Origin of the sequence: Streptomyces sp. NBC_00620 (assembly GCF_026341825.1) — a bacterium.
Classification (GTDB): Bacteria; Actinomycetota; Actinomycetes; order Streptomycetales; family Streptomycetaceae; genus Streptomyces.
Genome location: NZ_JAPENY010000002.1, coordinates 2,393,914 through 2,409,349, shown reverse-complemented (window position 1 = coordinate 2,409,349; position 15,436 = coordinate 2,393,914). Strand labels below are relative to the sequence as shown.

Genomic DNA, 15,436 nt, shown 5'->3' with positions numbered 1-15,436 from the left:
CACGCACCATGTCGAAGATCCTTTTCGTGCTGACCGGCGCCGACCACTGGACGCTCGCCGACGGCACCCAGCACCCGACCGGCTTCTGGGCCGAGGAGGCCGTCGCCCCGTACGAGGCGTTCAAGGCCGCGGGCCACGAGGTCGTCGTCGCCACGCCGGCCGGCGTCGTGCCGACCTTGGACAGGGCGAGCCTCGCGCCCGAGTTCAACGGCGGGCAGGAGGGCGCCGACAGGATCGAGAAGGCGGTCGCGTCGATCGACGAGCTCCACAAGCCCGTCAAGCTGGAGGAAGTGGACCTGGACGGCTATGCCGCGGTCTTCTACCCGGGCGGCCACGGCCCGATGGAGGACCTCGCGGTCGACGCCGAGTCCGGCCGGCTTCTCACCCGCGCGCTGCAGTCGGGCAAGCCGCTCGGTGTGGTGTGCCACGGCCCGGCGGCGCTGCTCGCAGCCACCGGCCCGGACGGCGCCAACGCCTTCGCGGGCTACCGCCTCACGGGCTTCACCAATACCGAGGAGACGCAGGCCGGGTTCGCCGACAAGGCCAAGTGGCTGCTTCAGGACCGTCTTGTCGAGGCGGGCGTCGACTTCCAGGAGGGCGAGCCGTGGGCCCCGTTCGTAGTCGTGGACCGCAACCTGGTCACGGGCCAGAACCCGGCGTCCTCCGCCCCGCTCGCTGCCGAACTGCTGAAGAAGCTGGCCTGAGCGACGGGCGGCGACCGGCTCGACGAGGCCCTGGACGCCGCCGGCCCGTTCGTCGGGTCGCCGCCCGCGTCCGAGGTCAGGCCGTCTCAGGCCCCTCGTCGAAGCTGGCGAAGTAGGCGGCCGCCATGTCCTCGTCGGCGTGTCCCTGGGCGGCGGCACGGGCAAAGCGTTCGGCGGAGGCTGCGGCCACGTCGAGGCGCACACCGTTCTGCTCGCCGGCCTCGACGATCAGGCGGGCGTCCTTGGCGGCGGTGGACACGGCGAAGGCGGCCGGCGTCAGCTGGTCGTTGAGGATGAGGCCGGCCTTCGCACGCAGGTAGCCCATGTCGAGCGGGCCACCCTCGATGGCGTCGAAGAAGCTCTGCGGGTCCACTCCGAGGGCCTTGGACAGGGCGAGGACCTCGCCGACCGCGTTGGTGGCCGCGAGGACCCAGCTGTTGGCGACGAGCTTGAGGCGGGTGGCGCTGCCCGCCGCGCCGTCCTCGCCGGTCCACACGGTGCGGGCGCCGACCGCGTCGAACACCGGCGTCACGGCGTCCCGGTCCTGGCTCGACCCCGCGGCCAGGACGAGCAACTGCCCGGCCTCCGCGGGCTGCCGGGTGCCGAGCACCGGGGCGTCGTAGAAGACCAGCTCGTTCTCGCGGGCGAAGTCGGCCAGCTCGCCGACGGCCTCGATCCCGGCGGTCGTCGACTGCACCCAGGCAGTACCGGGGCGCAGTGCGGGCGCGGCCTGCCGCATCACGTCCAACACGGCTGCGCCGTCGTACAGGATGGTGAGGACGACACCGGCGCCCTGGACCGCCTCGGCGGGGGTGTCGGCGACGTACACGCCGTCGGCGGCCAGCGCCTCGGCCTTGTCCCGGCTGCGGTTCCAGGCCCGGACGGTGTGCCCGGCGCGAGCGAGGTTGCGGGCCATCGCGGCCCCCATGATCCCTGTGCCCAGGACACTGACGGTGAGCTTGTCGGTCATGTCATCAACTTCCTGATCCATGTGGTGCGGTGGTTGCTGCCGTGCCGTGACGGTCGTGCCGGAAAGAGACGTTACGACTTGGCGGCGGCGCCGACGACTCCGTCGAGCCACGCCGACACGGGGATTGATCCCGGGGCACAGGGCCACGCTGCCACGGCCTGAGAGCGGCGGCCGAATGGCCGACCCGGACACGCCACCGACTCGCCCCCCTGAACCGCTCGGCATCGAAGCCCGGCGTCGCTTATGCGGCGTGGCCCACCCGAATAAAACACTTGCCTAAGTTAATCAACCCACTTATGGTTGAGTAAGTTAAGCAAATCCGCTCCCCCGACCGGAGGCTCCGCCATGCCCGACGCCCTTGCCCGATCCGCCGAGGTCGGAGGTTCCGCCCCGGCGAAGTCGAACGCCGTGGTGGCGGTACTGGCCCTCGCCGGGATCGTCGTCTCGCTGATGCAGACCCTGGTCATCCCGATCGTCCCGGAGCTGCCGAAACTCCTCGACGCCTCGGCGTCGAACACGATCTGGGCGGTCACCGCCACGCTGCTCGCCGCCTCCGTCGCCACGCCGGTCGTCGGCCGCCTCGGGGACATGTTCGGCAAGCGCCGCATGCTCCTGGTCAGCATCGTCCTGCTGGTGGCCGGTTCCGTCGTCTGCGCGCTGAGCGACTCCCTGGTCCCGATGATCGTCGGACGGACCCTGCAGGGCCTGGCCGCAGCTGTCGTACCGCTCGGCATCAGCGTCATGCGCGACGTGCTGCCCGCCGAGCGGCTCACCAGCTCCACCGCCCTGATGAGCGCCTCACTGGGAGTGGGCGGCGCCCTGGGTCTGCCCTCCGCCGCCTTCATCGCCGACCGCTTCGACTGGCACATCCTGTTCTGGACCTCGGCCGCCCTCGGCACCGTCGCCTTCGCACTCGTCCTGGCCATCGTGCCCGAGTCGAAGGTGCGCGCAGGCGGCCGCTTCGACCTGATCGGTGCCATCGGCCTGTCGACCGCCCTGGTCTCCCTGCTGCTGGCCGTCTCCAAGGGCTCCGACTGGGGCTGGACCAGCGGCACCGTCCTTGGACTGTTCGCCACCGCGGTCCTCGTGCTGCTGGCATGGGGCGTGTTCGAGCTGCGTACCGCCCAGCCGCTGGTGGACCTTCGCACCCTCGCCCGCCGTCAGGTGCTCTTCACCAACCTCGCCTCGGTGTCGTTCGGCTTCTCGATGTTCGCGATGTCCCTGGTCCTGCCGCAGTTGCTCCAGCTGCCCGAACAGACGGGCTACGGCCTCGGCAGGTCGATGCTGACCGTCGGCCTGGTCCTGGCTCCGCAGGGCCTGGTGATGATGGCGATGGCTCCGCTGTCCGCCGCGATCTCCAAGACCAGGGGCCCGAAGATCACCCTGATGACGGGCGCGGTCATCGTCGCCGCCGGCTACGGCCTGAACATCCTCCTGATGTCCGAGGTCTGGCACCTCGTTCTGGTCTCCTGCATCATCGGCGCCGGTGTCGGCTTCGCCTACGGCGCGATGCCCGCACTCATCATGGGCGCCGTGCCCGCCACCGAGACGGCCGCCGCGAACAGCCTCAACACCCTGATGCGGTCCATCGGTACGTCTTTCGCCAGCGCACTCGCCGGCGTCATCCTGGCGCAGATGACCACCGATTTCGGCACCACCGCCCTGCCCTCGGAGAACGGTTTCAGGACAGTCATGGCCGTCGGCGCCGGTGCCGCCCTTCTCGCCCTCCTCCTCGCTTCCTTCCTCCCGCGTCAGCGCGCCGCCGCCGCGCTGGAGGCGTCCCCCGCCGCAGGTTCGGACGGCGAGCAGGCCGAAACCGCGCAGGTGTCCGAGGCGAAGGCGTAACATCCCGCGCCGGGTGCCTGCCCGACACCGACCGCCAGGCGCCTGTGCACCCGCACCGTTCCACCCGTTCCACCAGCGACCATTGGGGAGTCATCGATGACGCCAGCCACGTCACCCGAGTCGGCAGACGGTTCCACCCAGCCCATAGTGCGTACCGCCGCCGGTGCGGTGCGCGGGCGCCGGGAAGGCAGCCTGACCGTCTTCCGTGGCATCCCGTTCGCTCAACCGCCGGTGGGAGACGCGCGGTTCCAGGCGCCGCGCCCCACTCGCCCCTGGGACGGAACACGGGACGCGTTCGCCTTCGGCCCGCCGCCCCCGCAGGAGTCGGGGTTCCAGGGCCGCGACCTGTTGCTGAACTCACCCACGGGCGACGACTGGCTGACGGTCAACGTCTGGACCCCGGACCCGGACCCGGCCGCCCTCCGCCCGGTGATGGCGTGGATCTACGGCGGCGCCTACAAACTCGGCCACTCGGGCAGCCCCGGCTACGACGCCAGGCACATCGCCCGCGAGGGGGACGTGGTCGTGGTCACCCTCAACTACCGTGTCGGCATGGAGGGGTTCGCCCGCATGGACGGGGCGCCGGCCAACCGCGGCCTGCTCGACCAGGTCGCGGCCCTGGAGTGGGTACGGGAGAACATCACGGCGTTCGGCGGCGACCCCGGTCAGGTCACCGTCTTCGGCGAGTCGGCCGGAGCCGGATCGGTCGCCTCGCTGCTGGCCATGCCGAGCGCGGCGGGACTGTTCCGGCGGGCCATCGCGCAGAGCGTGCCCGGCACGTACTTCTCGGACGAGCTGGCCCGCGACATCGCGGCCGCCCTCGCCGCGGAGGTGGGCCTGCGTCCGACGGTCGCCGACCTGTCCACGGTGGACCCACGCCAACTGCCCGCCGCAGGAGAGGCGTTGAGCGCCAAGATGCGCCAGTACGAGGATCGGTGGGGGCAGGTCGTCCCCACGCAGACCCCCTTCTCCCCGGTCGTCGACGGCGAGGTCCTGCCGGCCACCCCCTGGCAGGCGCTGGCGGCCGGCGCGGCACGGGACGTGGAGCTGATCGCCGGGCACAACAAGGACGAGTTCCGGCTGTTCCTCGCCCTCGGCGGACAGCTCGGGAAGATCAGCGACGAGCAAGCGGCGGCGGCACTGCGCATGTTCGGGCCCGGACCGGACGGCGAGCAGGCCTACCGTGCCGCCTTCCCGGACGCCTCCCCCAGCGACCTGTACGAACGGGTCCAGACCGACTGGCTGTTCAACATGCCCTCGCTGCACCTGGCCGAGGCCCAGACAGCCGGCGGCGGCCGCGCCCACGTGTACGAGCTGACCTGGCCGGCGCCGGGGAACGGCGGTGCCCTGGGCGCCTGTCACGGCCTGGACATTCCGCTGCTGTTCGGCACGTTCGACGCCGACATCGGCGCCCTGCTGTTCGCCGGCTCCGAACCCTCACCCGAGGCCGAGGCGTTGTCGTCCCGCTTCCGCGCGGCCTGGACCGCGTTCGCCAGGACGGGCGACCCGGGCTGGCCCTCGTACGACACCGAGCGGCGACTCGTCCAGGTCCTCGACGCGGACCCGCACGTCACCGCCTACCCGGAGGAAACCTCCCGTCGCCTCTGGCAGGACCACACCTTCCTCGCCATGCCGCTGATCAACTGATCGGCAGACAGAACGAGACCGCGCGATACGCACTACGTGGTGTGATGAAGACGTGAGCCGTGCCGCAGAAGAGACCAACCGACGCATGCTTCGGGCACGGGATGCGATGGACCGCGCCTACGCGCAGCCACTGGACGTCCCGGCCCTGGCCCGGATCGCCCATGTGTCGGAGGCGCACTTCACGCGCACCTTCCGGGCCACGTTCGGCGAGACGCCGCACCGCTACCTGCAGCGGCGCCGCGTCGAGCGGGCGATGTTCCTGCTGCGGGAGACCGATCGCAGCGTGACGGACATCTGCTTCCAGGTCGGCTTCGGCAGCCCGGGAACCTTCAGCCGCACGTTCCGCGACATCGTCGGCCGGTCACCGAGGGCGTACCGCAAGGAAAAGGAAACGGCGGCCGCCACCGGCGTACCGACGTGCTTCACGATGGCGTGGACGCGGCCGACCGACTGACCGTGCGCACGGCCGGTACCGTCCGTCGAAAGAGCAGTTTTGGATAAGTTTTCGTCCGGCCTGCCCAGTAGCGTGATGCACATGTTCACCGCGATCACACACTCACAGATTTACGTCCTCGACCAGGACGAGGCTCTCGACTTCTACGTCGGCAAGCTTGGCCTGGAGGTCAGCGCCGACGTCGACATGGGCTTCATGCGCTGGCTGACCGTCAGCGTTCCCGGTCACCCGGAGCGCCAGATCCTGCTGGAGAAGCCGGGCCCTCCGGCGATGCCCGAGGAGACGGCACAGCAGGTCCGCGAGCTGGTCACCAAGGGTGCGATGGGCGGCTCACTCATCTTCAGCACGGACGACTGCCGCAAGACGTACGAGACTCTGCTCGGCCGGGGCGTCGAGTTCACCGAGGAGCCCACCGAGCGCCCGTACGGAACCGACTGCGGCCTCCGCGACCCCTTCGGCAACAGCATCCGTTTCACTCAGCCGAAGGCCTGAGGCCGGTCCCCACCCCTCGGGATGGGTCGAAAGGCAATGGGCCGACCGTCCGGGCCGCAGGCCCACGGTTGGCCCACTGGCGCGGATCCGTCAGGCGGAGGGTCCGACTTCGACAGCCGCCTCGGCGTGCGTGACGAAGTCGTCGACCAGCCGATGGAAGAGCGTGGCGAGCTGCCGCAGGTCCTCGGACGACCAGTCCGCGAGAGCCACTTGCATGCCCCGGCGGCTCACCTCTCGTATGCGCTCGGCCGCTGCCAGTCCGGCGTCGGTGAGCTGGATGAGATGCGCACGGCTGTCGTCGAGATCCTGGATGCGGATCACGTAACCGTCCTTTTCCAGCTGCCGTAGCTGCCGGCTGACGTGGGAGGCCTCCACGGACAGCCGGACCGCCAACACCCCGGGCCGTACCGGCTCGCTCTCGGCGATGCTTCGCAGGATCGCGGCCGCGGCCCGGTCCAGGTTCAGCCCGGCCACTGCCATCAGACGCTCGTGCTGCCGGGCCCGGCCGGCCAGGTACGCGACGCGGGTGAGGGCCTGCTCGATCGCGATCACGTCGGTCGAGACGGGCGCTGCGGGTGGCGGTGTGGACATGAGTCCACGGTAACAGATACTTGCCTTAGTTAAGCAATCTCGCCATGGCGGCGCCGGTCGCCGATGCGCAGGTTTCGCCGGAGCCTTCGGTGTGCCAGGCGTCGGGGACGGTCACGGTCACCTTCGTCGAGGTCTTGTCCGGCCCGGCTCCGGCGGCTGTGCAGATCAGTTGGGTGAGGGCTGTTTCGGTCAGGCGCCTGGTGCCCACAGGGAGTTCGACCGTCACCCGCCCGCCGTCCGTCCCTACCGTGGCGTCCCCCGTCAGCCGCGGAAGCTCGGTGGTCATGCCCCTACGGCGCTCCGTGACGTCCGGCCCCTCCAACACCGCCTCCACGGCCGTCTCGACGCCGACCGGACCGATGACGACCTGACGATGGACGGCGACCACGGCGCCTTCGCTGACGAAGTAGAGGAGCTGGGCAGGCCGGATGCCGGTCGCGGGTTCCCCGGTCTCCACCACACCGGTCTCGGGGATGCCGCAGGAGGAGAGCAGGAGGGCGGTCGCGAACAACAGCGCGGGCCGCGACGACCGCAGTGCGGGGCTCATGACTCCCCCTGTTCCAGGGCCTGTCGCAGGGGTATCTCGACCGTGAAGACAGCGCCGCCCTCCGCCCGGTTCGCCGCGCGGACCGTACCCCCGTGCAGGTGGACGTTCTCTGCCGTGATCGAGAGTCCGAGGCCGCTGCCCTCTGTTCTGGTCCGGGCGGTGTCCGACTTGTAGAAGCGGTCGAAGACGTGCGGCAGGACGTCGGCGGGAATGCCGGGCCCGCTGTCCAGCACCTCGATGACCGCCCACCCCGCGTCGTACGCGTCCGGCGAATCCCTTACGTGCAGGCACAGTTGTACGGGCTGCGCCCCGTGCCGGAGCGCGTTGCCGACCAGGTTCGCGACGACCACGTCGAGGCGGCGCGGGTCGACCCGGCCGCGCAGTTCGCCGGGCTCGGGCAGCCGGGTGTCCACCGAGTCCAGCCAGGCGCGGGAGGCGAGGGTGCGCCGAAGGGACTCGGCGAGGTCGAGGTCGTCCAGTTGCAGGCCTGCCGCGCCCGCGTCGAAGCGGGAGATCTCCATCAGGTCGTCCACCAGGCGGGCCAGCTTCACGGTTTCCCCGCTGATGAGCCGTACGGCCGTCGCGGTGTCCGTGGCGAGGCGGGCCGCGTCCTCGTCGAGGATGTCGGTGACCGCCGACATCGCGGCCAGCGGGGTGCGCAGCTCGTGCGACACGTCCGCGACGAAGCGGCGGGCGCGGGCCTCCATGCGGCGCAGCTCGGCCACGGACTCCTCCAGCGCGGCGGCGGTCTCATTGAACGTGTGTGACAGGTCGGCGAGTTCGTCGGAGCCGTTGACGGCCAGCCGGGTGTCCAGGTGGCCCTCGGCGATGCGGCGGGTGGCGCGGCGCAGCTCCCGTACCGGGCGCAGCACGCCCCGGGCGGCCAGCAGGGCGAGCAGCACGGCCAGGCCCAGCGCGGGCACGACGGCTCGTCCGATGGCGGTGACCAGCGCGTCGACGTACCCCTGTTCGCCGGTCTGCGGCACCGTCAGGAAGACCGCGATCCCGGACGCCGGGTGCTCACTGGGGGTCTCGAAGGTGACCGGCATGCCGACGACGAGCGATGAGTGGCCGTCCGTCGACACCCGCTGGAAGACGGCGGCGCGGCGGGAGCCCACGGCCGACCGCATCGCGGACGTCAGCTCGGTGAACCCGTCCTCGGGCGTGGAAGTGCCGCGCAGCTCGCGATAGGTGGCCAGTACGCGCCAGTTCTGCCCCGGCTCCGCGCGGGCCACCTCCGTGGCAGCCCACTCCAGATCGGCCTGGCTCGGGGGGTAGGTGATGCCCGCGGAAATGGCGTTGACGTGATACCGGAGGCGCTTGATCACTGCGTCCTGGCTCTGTTGGAGCACTCCGGTACGGGCCTCCCGGAAGGTCAGGGCGCCTGTCGTCAGGGTGGCGACGGCTGCGACGAGCACGAACGCCACGAGCAACCGGCCACGCAGACCGCGCAGCAGTGGCTTCACCGGGACTGGAACCGGTAGCCGAAGCCGCGCACGGTCTGGACGTAGCGCGGCTGCCCCGCCGGCTCGCCCATCTTGGTGCGCAGCCGCTTGACGCAGGCGTCCACCAGCCGTGAGTCGCCGTGGTAGCTGTGCTCCCAGACTGCTTCCAGCAACTGCTGCCGGGAGAACACCTGGCCGGGCGAGGCCGAGAGCGTCAGCAGGAGCCGCAGTTCGGAAGGGGCGAGGGAGACCGGCACGCCCTGCCGGGTGACGGTCAACCCGGCCCGGTCTATGGCGAGTTCGCCGCGCTCGCCATGGGCCTCGATCTTGGGTATGCCGCCGTCGGCGGGCGCGCCGTCGACGCGACGCAGGACCGCACGGATGCGGGCCTCCAGCACACGTGCCTGAACCGGCTTCACGACGTAGTCGTCCGCTCCGGCCTCCAGTCCGACCACGATGTCGATGTCGTCGCCCCGGGCGGTCGCCATGATGATCGGCACCTGGTCCTCGATACGGATCCTGCGGCACACCTCAAGGCCGCTCATACCGGGCAGCATCAGATCGAGCACGACGACGTCCGGCCGGAACGACCGCAACAGGGCCAGGCCGTCCTCACCGGTCCCGGCGGCACCGACCTCGTGCCCCTGGCGGCGCAGCGCGAGCAGGACGCCCTCCCGTACGGCGCGGTCGTCTTCGATGAGCAGGACACGTGGCATGTGATCAGTATCCGTACGGCTCAAGGGGCTTGAGGCGGGGAAGGCGTCCGACCGGGGAACTGTTACGGGACGATCACATTGCCCAGTCGCGGCGGTTGACGTCGACGCCTCCGGCACCGGCGATCGGGCGTTATGCTTTCGTTACCTCCCGGGCCAGGTCCCATCACATGGCGCACACAGCCTTGGCGGCCATGACCACGACCGCTCAGCGTGCGAAGCCTTCGACCTCGCGATCCCACCGTCGTCGCAGAGGCCCCGCGCACGCCGGCGGCCACGGCCGGAAGCGGAAAGGGCCCCTGTGGGGAGGCCTGGCCGCGCTCGCCGTGTTCGCCTCCGCCACCGCCCTGGCCGTGAACTGGACGTCACCCGCGGCCTCCGGAACCGACGACCGCCCCGCTGCCGCCGCAAAGCCCTCACGGCCGACGCCGGACCGGCCCGTGAAGCCGAGCGGCACCGCGGTCGGCACCGAGGGCAGCGAGAAGGCCGGTACGAAGCCCAGCGGGACGGACGCCACGACTCCGAAGCCGCCCCCTCCCTCCCCCTCCGTCTCCTCCTCGCCCTCCATCCCGTCCTCGGGTCCCGGCACGTTCACCACCGCCGGAGGTGGCAGCGAGACCGTGGGGAAGGGCAGCCGGCTGCTGCGCTACGAGGTCGTCGTCGAGGACGGCCTCACGCAATCGGCCTCCGATGTCGCCCAGCAGGTGGAGGGCATACTCGCCGACGCGCGCGGCTGGACGGCCGACGGTGAGTCCGCGTTCCGGCGCGTCTCCGGCGGTACGCCCGACTTCGTCGTACGGCTCGCCACGCCGGGCACGGTGGACGAGATCTGCGGCAAGTACGGGCTGGACACCGGCGGCGAGGTCAACTGCAGCGTGGGCAAGGACGTTGTGGTCAACCTCAGGCGGTGGCTGCTGGCGACTCCGGTGTACGCCGACGACGTGGACGCCTACCGGGCGCTGATCATCAACCACGAGGTCGGCCACTTTCTCGGTCACGGCCATGTGACCTGCCCGGGCGCGGGCAAGCCGGCCCCCGCGATGATGCAGCAGATCAAGGGAATGCACGGCTGCACCCCCAACGTCTGGCCGTACGACACCAAGGGACGGCTCATCACCGGACCTGCCGTGTCGTGACCGGCAGAGGTCGGCGACAGCAGGACGGGGCAGGGGCAGATCGTGTTCGCGGGGATGACCAAGGCCTGAGGCAACCGCATGGTGATCGATCACGGTGCCATCGGCGGAAGGCGGCTGGAGACGACGTACAGCCACCTTTCGTCCATACAAGTCGGCACCGGGCAGAGTGGCGAAGCCGGCACCGTGATCGGGTTCGTCCGCTCGACCGGTCTGTCGACCGGGCCGCACCTGCACTTCGAGGTGCTCTTCGACGGGACGTACACCGACCCGGTGCCGTGGCCGGCCCTCGGCCCCTGACCGCGGACGGCGGTCAGCGACTTCGGGTTGCGCCGCGCCGCCGTGGTTCGGGCTGTGCCGGGAGCGGGGCGAAGGTGTCTTCCTCGTCCTCCAATGGCGCCAGCTCGACGGTGTAGCGCGGCTGCAGGAACAGATCGTGGTACTGCGGCGTGTCGGGCGAGCCTTCTGCGTTGTCTATGGGCTGCGCGGGATCGCGGTGGGAAGAGGAAGCGGGCATGCACAACCATCCGGAGTCGAGGGCCACGCGGATTCAAAGCGGAGCTGTCGACCGGTGGATACCGGTACCTGCTTGCCCCGTGCGCGACAGGCCTATTAGATCGTATTGGCGGTGGAAGGACGGCAGCGCACGCTGCGGAGAGTCGGTACTCGTACGACACCGGTGACGAAAGCCCGTGTCAGCTCCCCCACGACGGCGAAGGCAAGGGACAGATTGACCGACCGTATCCGGCTTTTTCATACCGACCTCGGTGTGAGCCCCGCACCCGCCCTGCTGCTCGTGCACGGCTGGGGCGGCGACGGGCGGGAGTGGTCGCCGCATGCCGAGACGCTGGCCGACCGGTTCCGGGTCGTCGTGCCCGACCTGCGCGGGCACGGCCGTTCCGAAGTGCCGCTGACCGGCAACACTCCGGTGGAGATGGCCGATGACCTGGCCGCCCTCACCGAAGCGCTCGGTACGGGGCCGGTGATCGCCGTGGGGCACTCCATGGGAGGCCAGGTCGTCAACCTGCTCGCCGTCCGGCACCCGCACGCCGTACGCTCCGTCATCGCGCTCGATCCGGCCCACGGGGCGCACGGCGCGGAAGTCGACGGAATCCCGGCCCGCCTCGCCGACTACCGCGAGAACGGTTCCCGCGCCGCGGCCGCCTTCGTCGCCGGGGCCTTCGGGCCCGACGCCCCGCGCGGGCTGCGGACCGCCCACATCCGCACCATGCTCGGCACCCCGGATCACGTCATCGCCCAGGCGTACGCCGGTATGTACACCGATTCCGGAGCGGTCGGTGTCCGCCCGCACAGCGAGGCGTATCTGCGCGAACGCACCCAGCGTGCGCTCACCGCGTGGACGTCGGCCTCGGCCGCCGCCTGGGAGCGCGGCACCCTGCATGTGCCGGGCTCCCGCGTCGACCACTGGCCCGGCACCGGGCACTATCTGCACGAGGAACGCCTCGACGAAACCATCCGGCTCATCCGGGACTGGGCCACGGAGACCGTCGGCCTGTCGTGACTACGCGCACGGCCGGCCCGGATAGTCGTCGGTCTCGGGTACGCCCGCCTCGCGCATCCTGCGCAGAACCTCGTGCAGGACCGGCTCACCGCCAATGTCCACCGGGCAGTTGATCTCCCTGTCGAAGACCAGGGTCTCCCCCGCCGTGTTCCAGAGGACCCAGCGATGCCGGAGCATGTCGTCCTCCCAGAGGTGCGCGTAGCTCTCCACAACCGCCGCCTTCCTGGTCACGACACCGGCCTCCCGGTCTCGCGGCCGTCGACATATGTCGCCGCCACCTCGATGTCTCCGATGCGCGAGGTGTCGACGCGCCGGGGGTCGTCGCCGAGCACGACCAGGTCGGCGAGCTTGCCCGGAGTGAGGCTTCCCAGGTTGTCCTCCCAGTGGCAGGCGAACGCACCGGCGACCGTGTAGGCGCGCAGGGCCTCGTCGACGGTGACGCCCTCGTCCGGGCCGATCACCTGGCCGGACTCGGAGGCGCGCTCGGCCATGAACTGGATGGCTCGCAGCGGGGATCCGTCCGTGACGGGGCGGTCGGAGCTGCCCACCAGCGTGATGCCGTGGTCCAGGAACGCCCGGCCACGGTAGAGCCACTCGGCCCGCTCCTCGCCCATGATCGCCGCGTAGTCGTCGCCGAAGTAGCGCAGGAAGCTGGGTTGGACGACCGCGCTGATGCCGAGCCGCGCGAAGCGCGGGAGCTGGTCGGGGCGGATCAGGCCGGCGTGCTCGATGCGGTGCCGGGCGCCGGGGCGCGGCCGGAGGCGCTGGGCCCGTTCCAGGGCGTCCAGGGCGATGTCGGCCGCACGGTCGCCGATCGCGTGGACGGCGAGCTGCCACCCGGCGAGGTGCCCGTCCACGATCATGTCCGCGAGCTTGTCCGGATCGTCCTGCAACTGGCCCGTGTGGTCCAGCCCTTCGTACGGACTGCTGAGCGCGGCGGTCCGGGCCATCATGCCGCCGTCGGTGTAGATCTTCAGCGCGCCCACGGACAGCCGGTCGTCGCCGAACCCGGTGCGCAGGCCGAGGTCGAGGGCCCGGGGAATGCCGTCGGACTCGTGCGCGGCGACCGGGCGCAGCCGGTCCGCGGACACCATGAGCTGCACGCGCAGCGGCAACAGGCGCTTTTCGCGGGCGAGTTGGTAGGCGCCGAGCTCAACGGGGCTGTGGCCGAAGAGGGTTCCGCCGATGCCTGCCTCGGCGCAGGCGGTGACGCCCTCGGCCAGGCAGGTGCGGGCGGCCCGTCCGATCGCCTTGGCCAACTCCTCCTGGGAGTACGGGAGGCGCAGTGCGCGGGCGGCCCCCATGGCGCCCTCGGCGAGGAAGCCCTTGTCGTGCGGGAGGTCGGCGGGAAGCAGGTCGAGAACGGCGGAGTTGACGACACAGCCGTGCCCGGAGTCGTGCATCACGAACAGCCTGTGCCCGTGGCTGACCTTGTCCAGTTCGGCGGCGGTGAGATGGCGCCCCAGGGCCCGCTGGTCGTAGCCGGCGATGCTCACCCAGGTGCCGGGCGAGCTCTTCCGGGTGACGGCCTCCTCCACGATGGCAAGCACGTCGTCGATCCGCGTGCACCCCGCGATGCTCGGGGTGTTCTGCTTGAACCCGGTCCAGGCCAGGTGGACATGGGCGTCGATGAACCCGGGCAGCACGGTGGCACCCTGCAGGTCGATCACCTCCCGGGCGGGCAAGGAGGTCACGGCCTCGTCGAGGCCCACGATCCGGCCCTGCCAGATGCCCAGGTCGTGGGCGACCGGGTGGTCCGGGTCCATGGTGAGGAAGCGGGCGTTCGTCAGTCTGGTGCTGAGCAACAGCGGTGTCCCCCCAAGGGAGTTGACCGGCCCGGTCGCGAAGTGAATCGGCCGCGCCCTCGGGTCAGCCCTCCATGGACGCCGTGAGGGACCGGGGGCGCAGATCGGTCCAGCTGGCCTCGACGAAGTCCAGGCATGCCTCTCGGGTGTTCTCGCTGAAGACGATCGTCCACCCCCCGGGCACCTCGGCGAAGGACGGCCAGAGTGAGTGCTGGCCCTCCTCGTTCACCAGGACCAGGAAACGGCCTTCGGTGTCGTCGAACGGGTTGGTGCTCATGTTTCATTGCCTCCTCGGGGCCGAGGAATACCGTGATTAGGTTAGGCTCGCCTAATTAGAAGGAGCTTAGCCTTTCCCCCTTCTCTCTCACAAGGAGACGTTCATGCGTCCCGTCTCCGGCCGCGCGGCCGATATGGAGAACGTCTTCGTCGACTTCGGAATGTCCGGAGACCCTGGCACCGAGGAGTTCTGGGCGGCGGCGGGGACACTCGCGTCGAAACCTGTCGACGACGGCGGCTGGTCGACCCTGTTCCTGTGGCGCGGGTCTCCGGCGAGCATCGAGTTCGAGAGCTGGTCGGATCCGGTGCCCATGCACCGATGGGGCGACACTGACTGCTGGTACGCCGAGGTGCGCATGCCCGCGCGGCTACGGGTGACGTACCAGTTCCTGGCGGGCGACGCGGCGTACGCCGACCCGTTCAACCCCGTTGGTGCGGGCGGTGACCGGTCCATCGCCGCGACCCCGGACGCACCGGCCCAGCCGCACTGGCCCGTCGTCGGCGCTTCCGACGTGCTGCCCGTCCCGGGCACCCGGCTCCGCTGGAGCAGCGAACGGCTCGGCGGGCGGCGCACCGTGCGAGTCCACCCCGCGGGCGGCGGCGGACCGGTGGTCCTGCTGCTCGACGGGGACGACTGGCTGTATCTGCACCCGGCGATGACCGCGTTCGACTCGGCCGTCGCCAGTGGCGAGATGTCCCCGGTCACCCTCGTCTTCCTTCCGACCAGGGACAGGCAGGCCGAGTTCGGGTGCAGGCCCGAGCTGTGGGAGGCGGTCCGGGACGAACTCCTGCCGCTGGTCGCGGAATCCGGCGTACGCGCCGACCTCGACCGGCTGGTGGTCGCCGGGCAGAGTCTCGGCGGGCTGAACGCGGTGTACGCGGCGCTGGAGTTTCCGGACCTGGTGTCCCGCGTCGCCTGCCAGTCGGGGTCGTTCTGGTGGACGCCCGACGCGATGGGCCTGGCGGACCCGTTGGGCGGCCCGCTCGGCGGATCCATCGCCGCGCGATTGCGGGACCGTGGTCCCGAACTGTCCGGGCTGCGGGTCGCGTTCGACGTGGGTGAACACGAGACGCGGATGCTGCCGCACTGTGAGCCGGTCGAGGCCCTTGCCGCGCAGGCCGGTGCGGCCGTGCGCGTCTCACGGTCGGCCTCCGGCCATGACCGGGCGGGGTGGCGGCATGCCCTGCTCAGGGATGTGGCCTGGGCGCTGGGCGCTCCGCTGGGGGCACGGTGATTGTCTGCGGGCCCGGTGGGGGCTAGTCGCGCCCACGCGGCGGAGCCGCAAATCGAC

Annotated in this window: 16 protein-coding genes and 1 pseudogene; 9 read left to right on the top strand and 8 right to left on the bottom strand. The window is 70.8% G+C overall.

Going from position 1 to position 15,436, the window contains the following annotated elements; translation table 11 throughout:
- The first annotated feature begins 8 nt into the window (after positions 1–8).
- Positions 9–704 (top strand): type 1 glutamine amidotransferase domain-containing protein, encoded by a 696-nt coding sequence (locus OG246_RS30095; protein ID WP_266470176.1) that lies wholly within the window; start codon positions 9–11, stop codon positions 702–704.
- A gap of 76 nt (positions 705–780) precedes the next feature.
- Here the strand turns inward: OG246_RS30095 and OG246_RS30090 are convergent, their stop codons facing one another.
- On the bottom strand, positions 781–1,674 hold the full coding sequence (locus OG246_RS30090) for an NAD(P)-dependent oxidoreductase (RefSeq protein ID WP_266470175.1): 894 nt from the start codon (positions 1,672–1,674) through the stop codon (positions 781–783).
- 345 nt (positions 1,675–2,019) lie between these two features.
- Between OG246_RS30090 and OG246_RS30085 the strand changes: the two genes are divergently transcribed.
- The 4 genes from OG246_RS30085 to OG246_RS30070 all read left to right on the top strand — a co-directional run bounded on the left by OG246_RS30085 (position 2,020) and on the right by OG246_RS30070 (position 6,112).
- Positions 2,020–3,519 (top strand): MFS transporter, encoded by a 1,500-nt coding sequence (locus OG246_RS30085; RefSeq protein WP_266470174.1) that lies wholly within the window; start codon positions 2,020–2,022, stop codon positions 3,517–3,519.
- 96 nt (positions 3,520–3,615) lie between these two features.
- Positions 3,616–5,166 (top strand): carboxylesterase/lipase family protein, encoded by a 1,551-nt coding sequence (locus tag OG246_RS30080; protein ID WP_266470173.1) that lies wholly within the window; start codon positions 3,616–3,618, stop codon positions 5,164–5,166.
- Between the two features lie 52 nt (positions 5,167–5,218).
- Complete coding sequence (locus OG246_RS30075) at positions 5,219–5,620, top strand: helix-turn-helix domain-containing protein (RefSeq protein WP_266470172.1); 402 nt, start codon at positions 5,219–5,221, stop codon at positions 5,618–5,620.
- Positions 5,621–5,701: 81 nt separating this feature from the next.
- The gene (locus tag OG246_RS30070; RefSeq protein ID WP_266470171.1) at positions 5,702–6,112 is read left to right on the top strand and encodes a VOC family protein; all 411 of its coding nucleotides are present in this window, start codon (positions 5,702–5,704) and stop codon (positions 6,110–6,112) included.
- A gap of 90 nt (positions 6,113–6,202) precedes the next feature.
- On the opposite strand, the gene OG246_RS30065 is transcribed toward OG246_RS30070, so the two are convergent.
- Genes OG246_RS30065 through OG246_RS30050 form a run of 4 tightly spaced genes read right to left on the bottom strand, consistent with a single transcriptional unit; the run spans position 6,203 to position 9,411 of the window.
- Positions 6,203–6,703 (bottom strand): MarR family winged helix-turn-helix transcriptional regulator, encoded by a 501-nt coding sequence (locus OG246_RS30065; protein WP_266470170.1) that lies wholly within the window; start codon positions 6,701–6,703, stop codon positions 6,203–6,205.
- Between the two features lie 25 nt (positions 6,704–6,728).
- On the bottom strand, positions 6,729–7,250 hold the full coding sequence (locus tag OG246_RS30060; RefSeq protein ID WP_266470169.1) for a hypothetical protein: 522 nt from the start codon (positions 7,248–7,250) through the stop codon (positions 6,729–6,731).
- Complete coding sequence (locus OG246_RS30055; protein ID WP_266470168.1) at positions 7,247–8,716, bottom strand: cell wall metabolism sensor histidine kinase WalK; 1,470 nt, start codon at positions 8,714–8,716, stop codon at positions 7,247–7,249. Before OG246_RS30055 ends, OG246_RS30060 begins: the two co-directional genes overlap by 4 nt.
- Positions 8,713–9,411 carry a response regulator transcription factor gene (locus OG246_RS30050; protein ID WP_266470167.1) on the bottom strand — a complete coding sequence of 233 codons (699 nt, stop codon included), beginning with the start codon at positions 9,409–9,411 and terminating at the stop codon, positions 8,713–8,715. The genes OG246_RS30055 and OG246_RS30050 overlap by 4 nt, the downstream gene beginning before the upstream one ends.
- Positions 9,412–9,602: 191 nt before the next feature.
- Between OG246_RS30050 and OG246_RS30045 the strand changes: the two genes are divergently transcribed.
- The 3 genes and pseudogenes from OG246_RS30045 (at position 9,603) to OG246_RS30035 (ending at position 12,063) form a co-directional block, all read left to right on the top strand.
- On the top strand, positions 9,603–10,544 hold the full coding sequence (locus tag OG246_RS30045; protein WP_266470166.1) for a DUF3152 domain-containing protein: 942 nt from the start codon (positions 9,603–9,605) through the stop codon (positions 10,542–10,544).
- Positions 10,545–10,574: 30 nt separating this feature from the next.
- A pseudogene (locus OG246_RS30040) lies at positions 10,575–10,841 on the top strand (M23 family metallopeptidase); the annotation flags it as partial.
- A gap of 469 nt (positions 10,842–11,310) precedes the next feature.
- Positions 11,311–12,063, top strand: coding sequence for an alpha/beta fold hydrolase (locus OG246_RS30035; RefSeq protein ID WP_266470164.1), 753 nt, complete (start codon positions 11,311–11,313; stop codon positions 12,061–12,063).
- On the opposite strand, the gene OG246_RS30030 is transcribed toward OG246_RS30035, so the two are convergent.
- From OG246_RS30030 to OG246_RS30020, 3 genes are all read right to left on the bottom strand, one after another.
- Entirely contained in the window at positions 12,064–12,294 is a 231-nt protein-coding gene (locus tag OG246_RS30030) for a hypothetical protein (RefSeq protein ID WP_266470162.1), read from the bottom strand.
- A complete protein-coding gene (locus OG246_RS30025) occupies positions 12,291–13,868 on the bottom strand; it encodes an amidohydrolase (RefSeq protein ID WP_266470160.1) in 1,578 nt (525 codons plus the stop codon). The genes OG246_RS30030 and OG246_RS30025 overlap by 4 nt, the downstream gene beginning before the upstream one ends.
- 64 nt (positions 13,869–13,932) lie before the next feature.
- Positions 13,933–14,145, bottom strand: a complete 213-nt coding sequence (locus OG246_RS30020) for an MbtH family protein (protein ID WP_266470158.1) — start codon at positions 14,143–14,145, stop codon at positions 13,933–13,935.
- 103 nt (positions 14,146–14,248) lie between these two features.
- On the opposite strand from OG246_RS30020, the gene OG246_RS30015 reads away from it, so the two are divergent.
- Positions 14,249–15,379 carry an alpha/beta hydrolase-fold protein gene (locus OG246_RS30015; RefSeq protein ID WP_266470156.1) on the top strand — a complete coding sequence of 377 codons (1,131 nt, stop codon included), beginning with the start codon at positions 14,249–14,251 and terminating at the stop codon, positions 15,377–15,379.
- Positions 15,380–15,436: the final 57 nt, after the last annotated feature.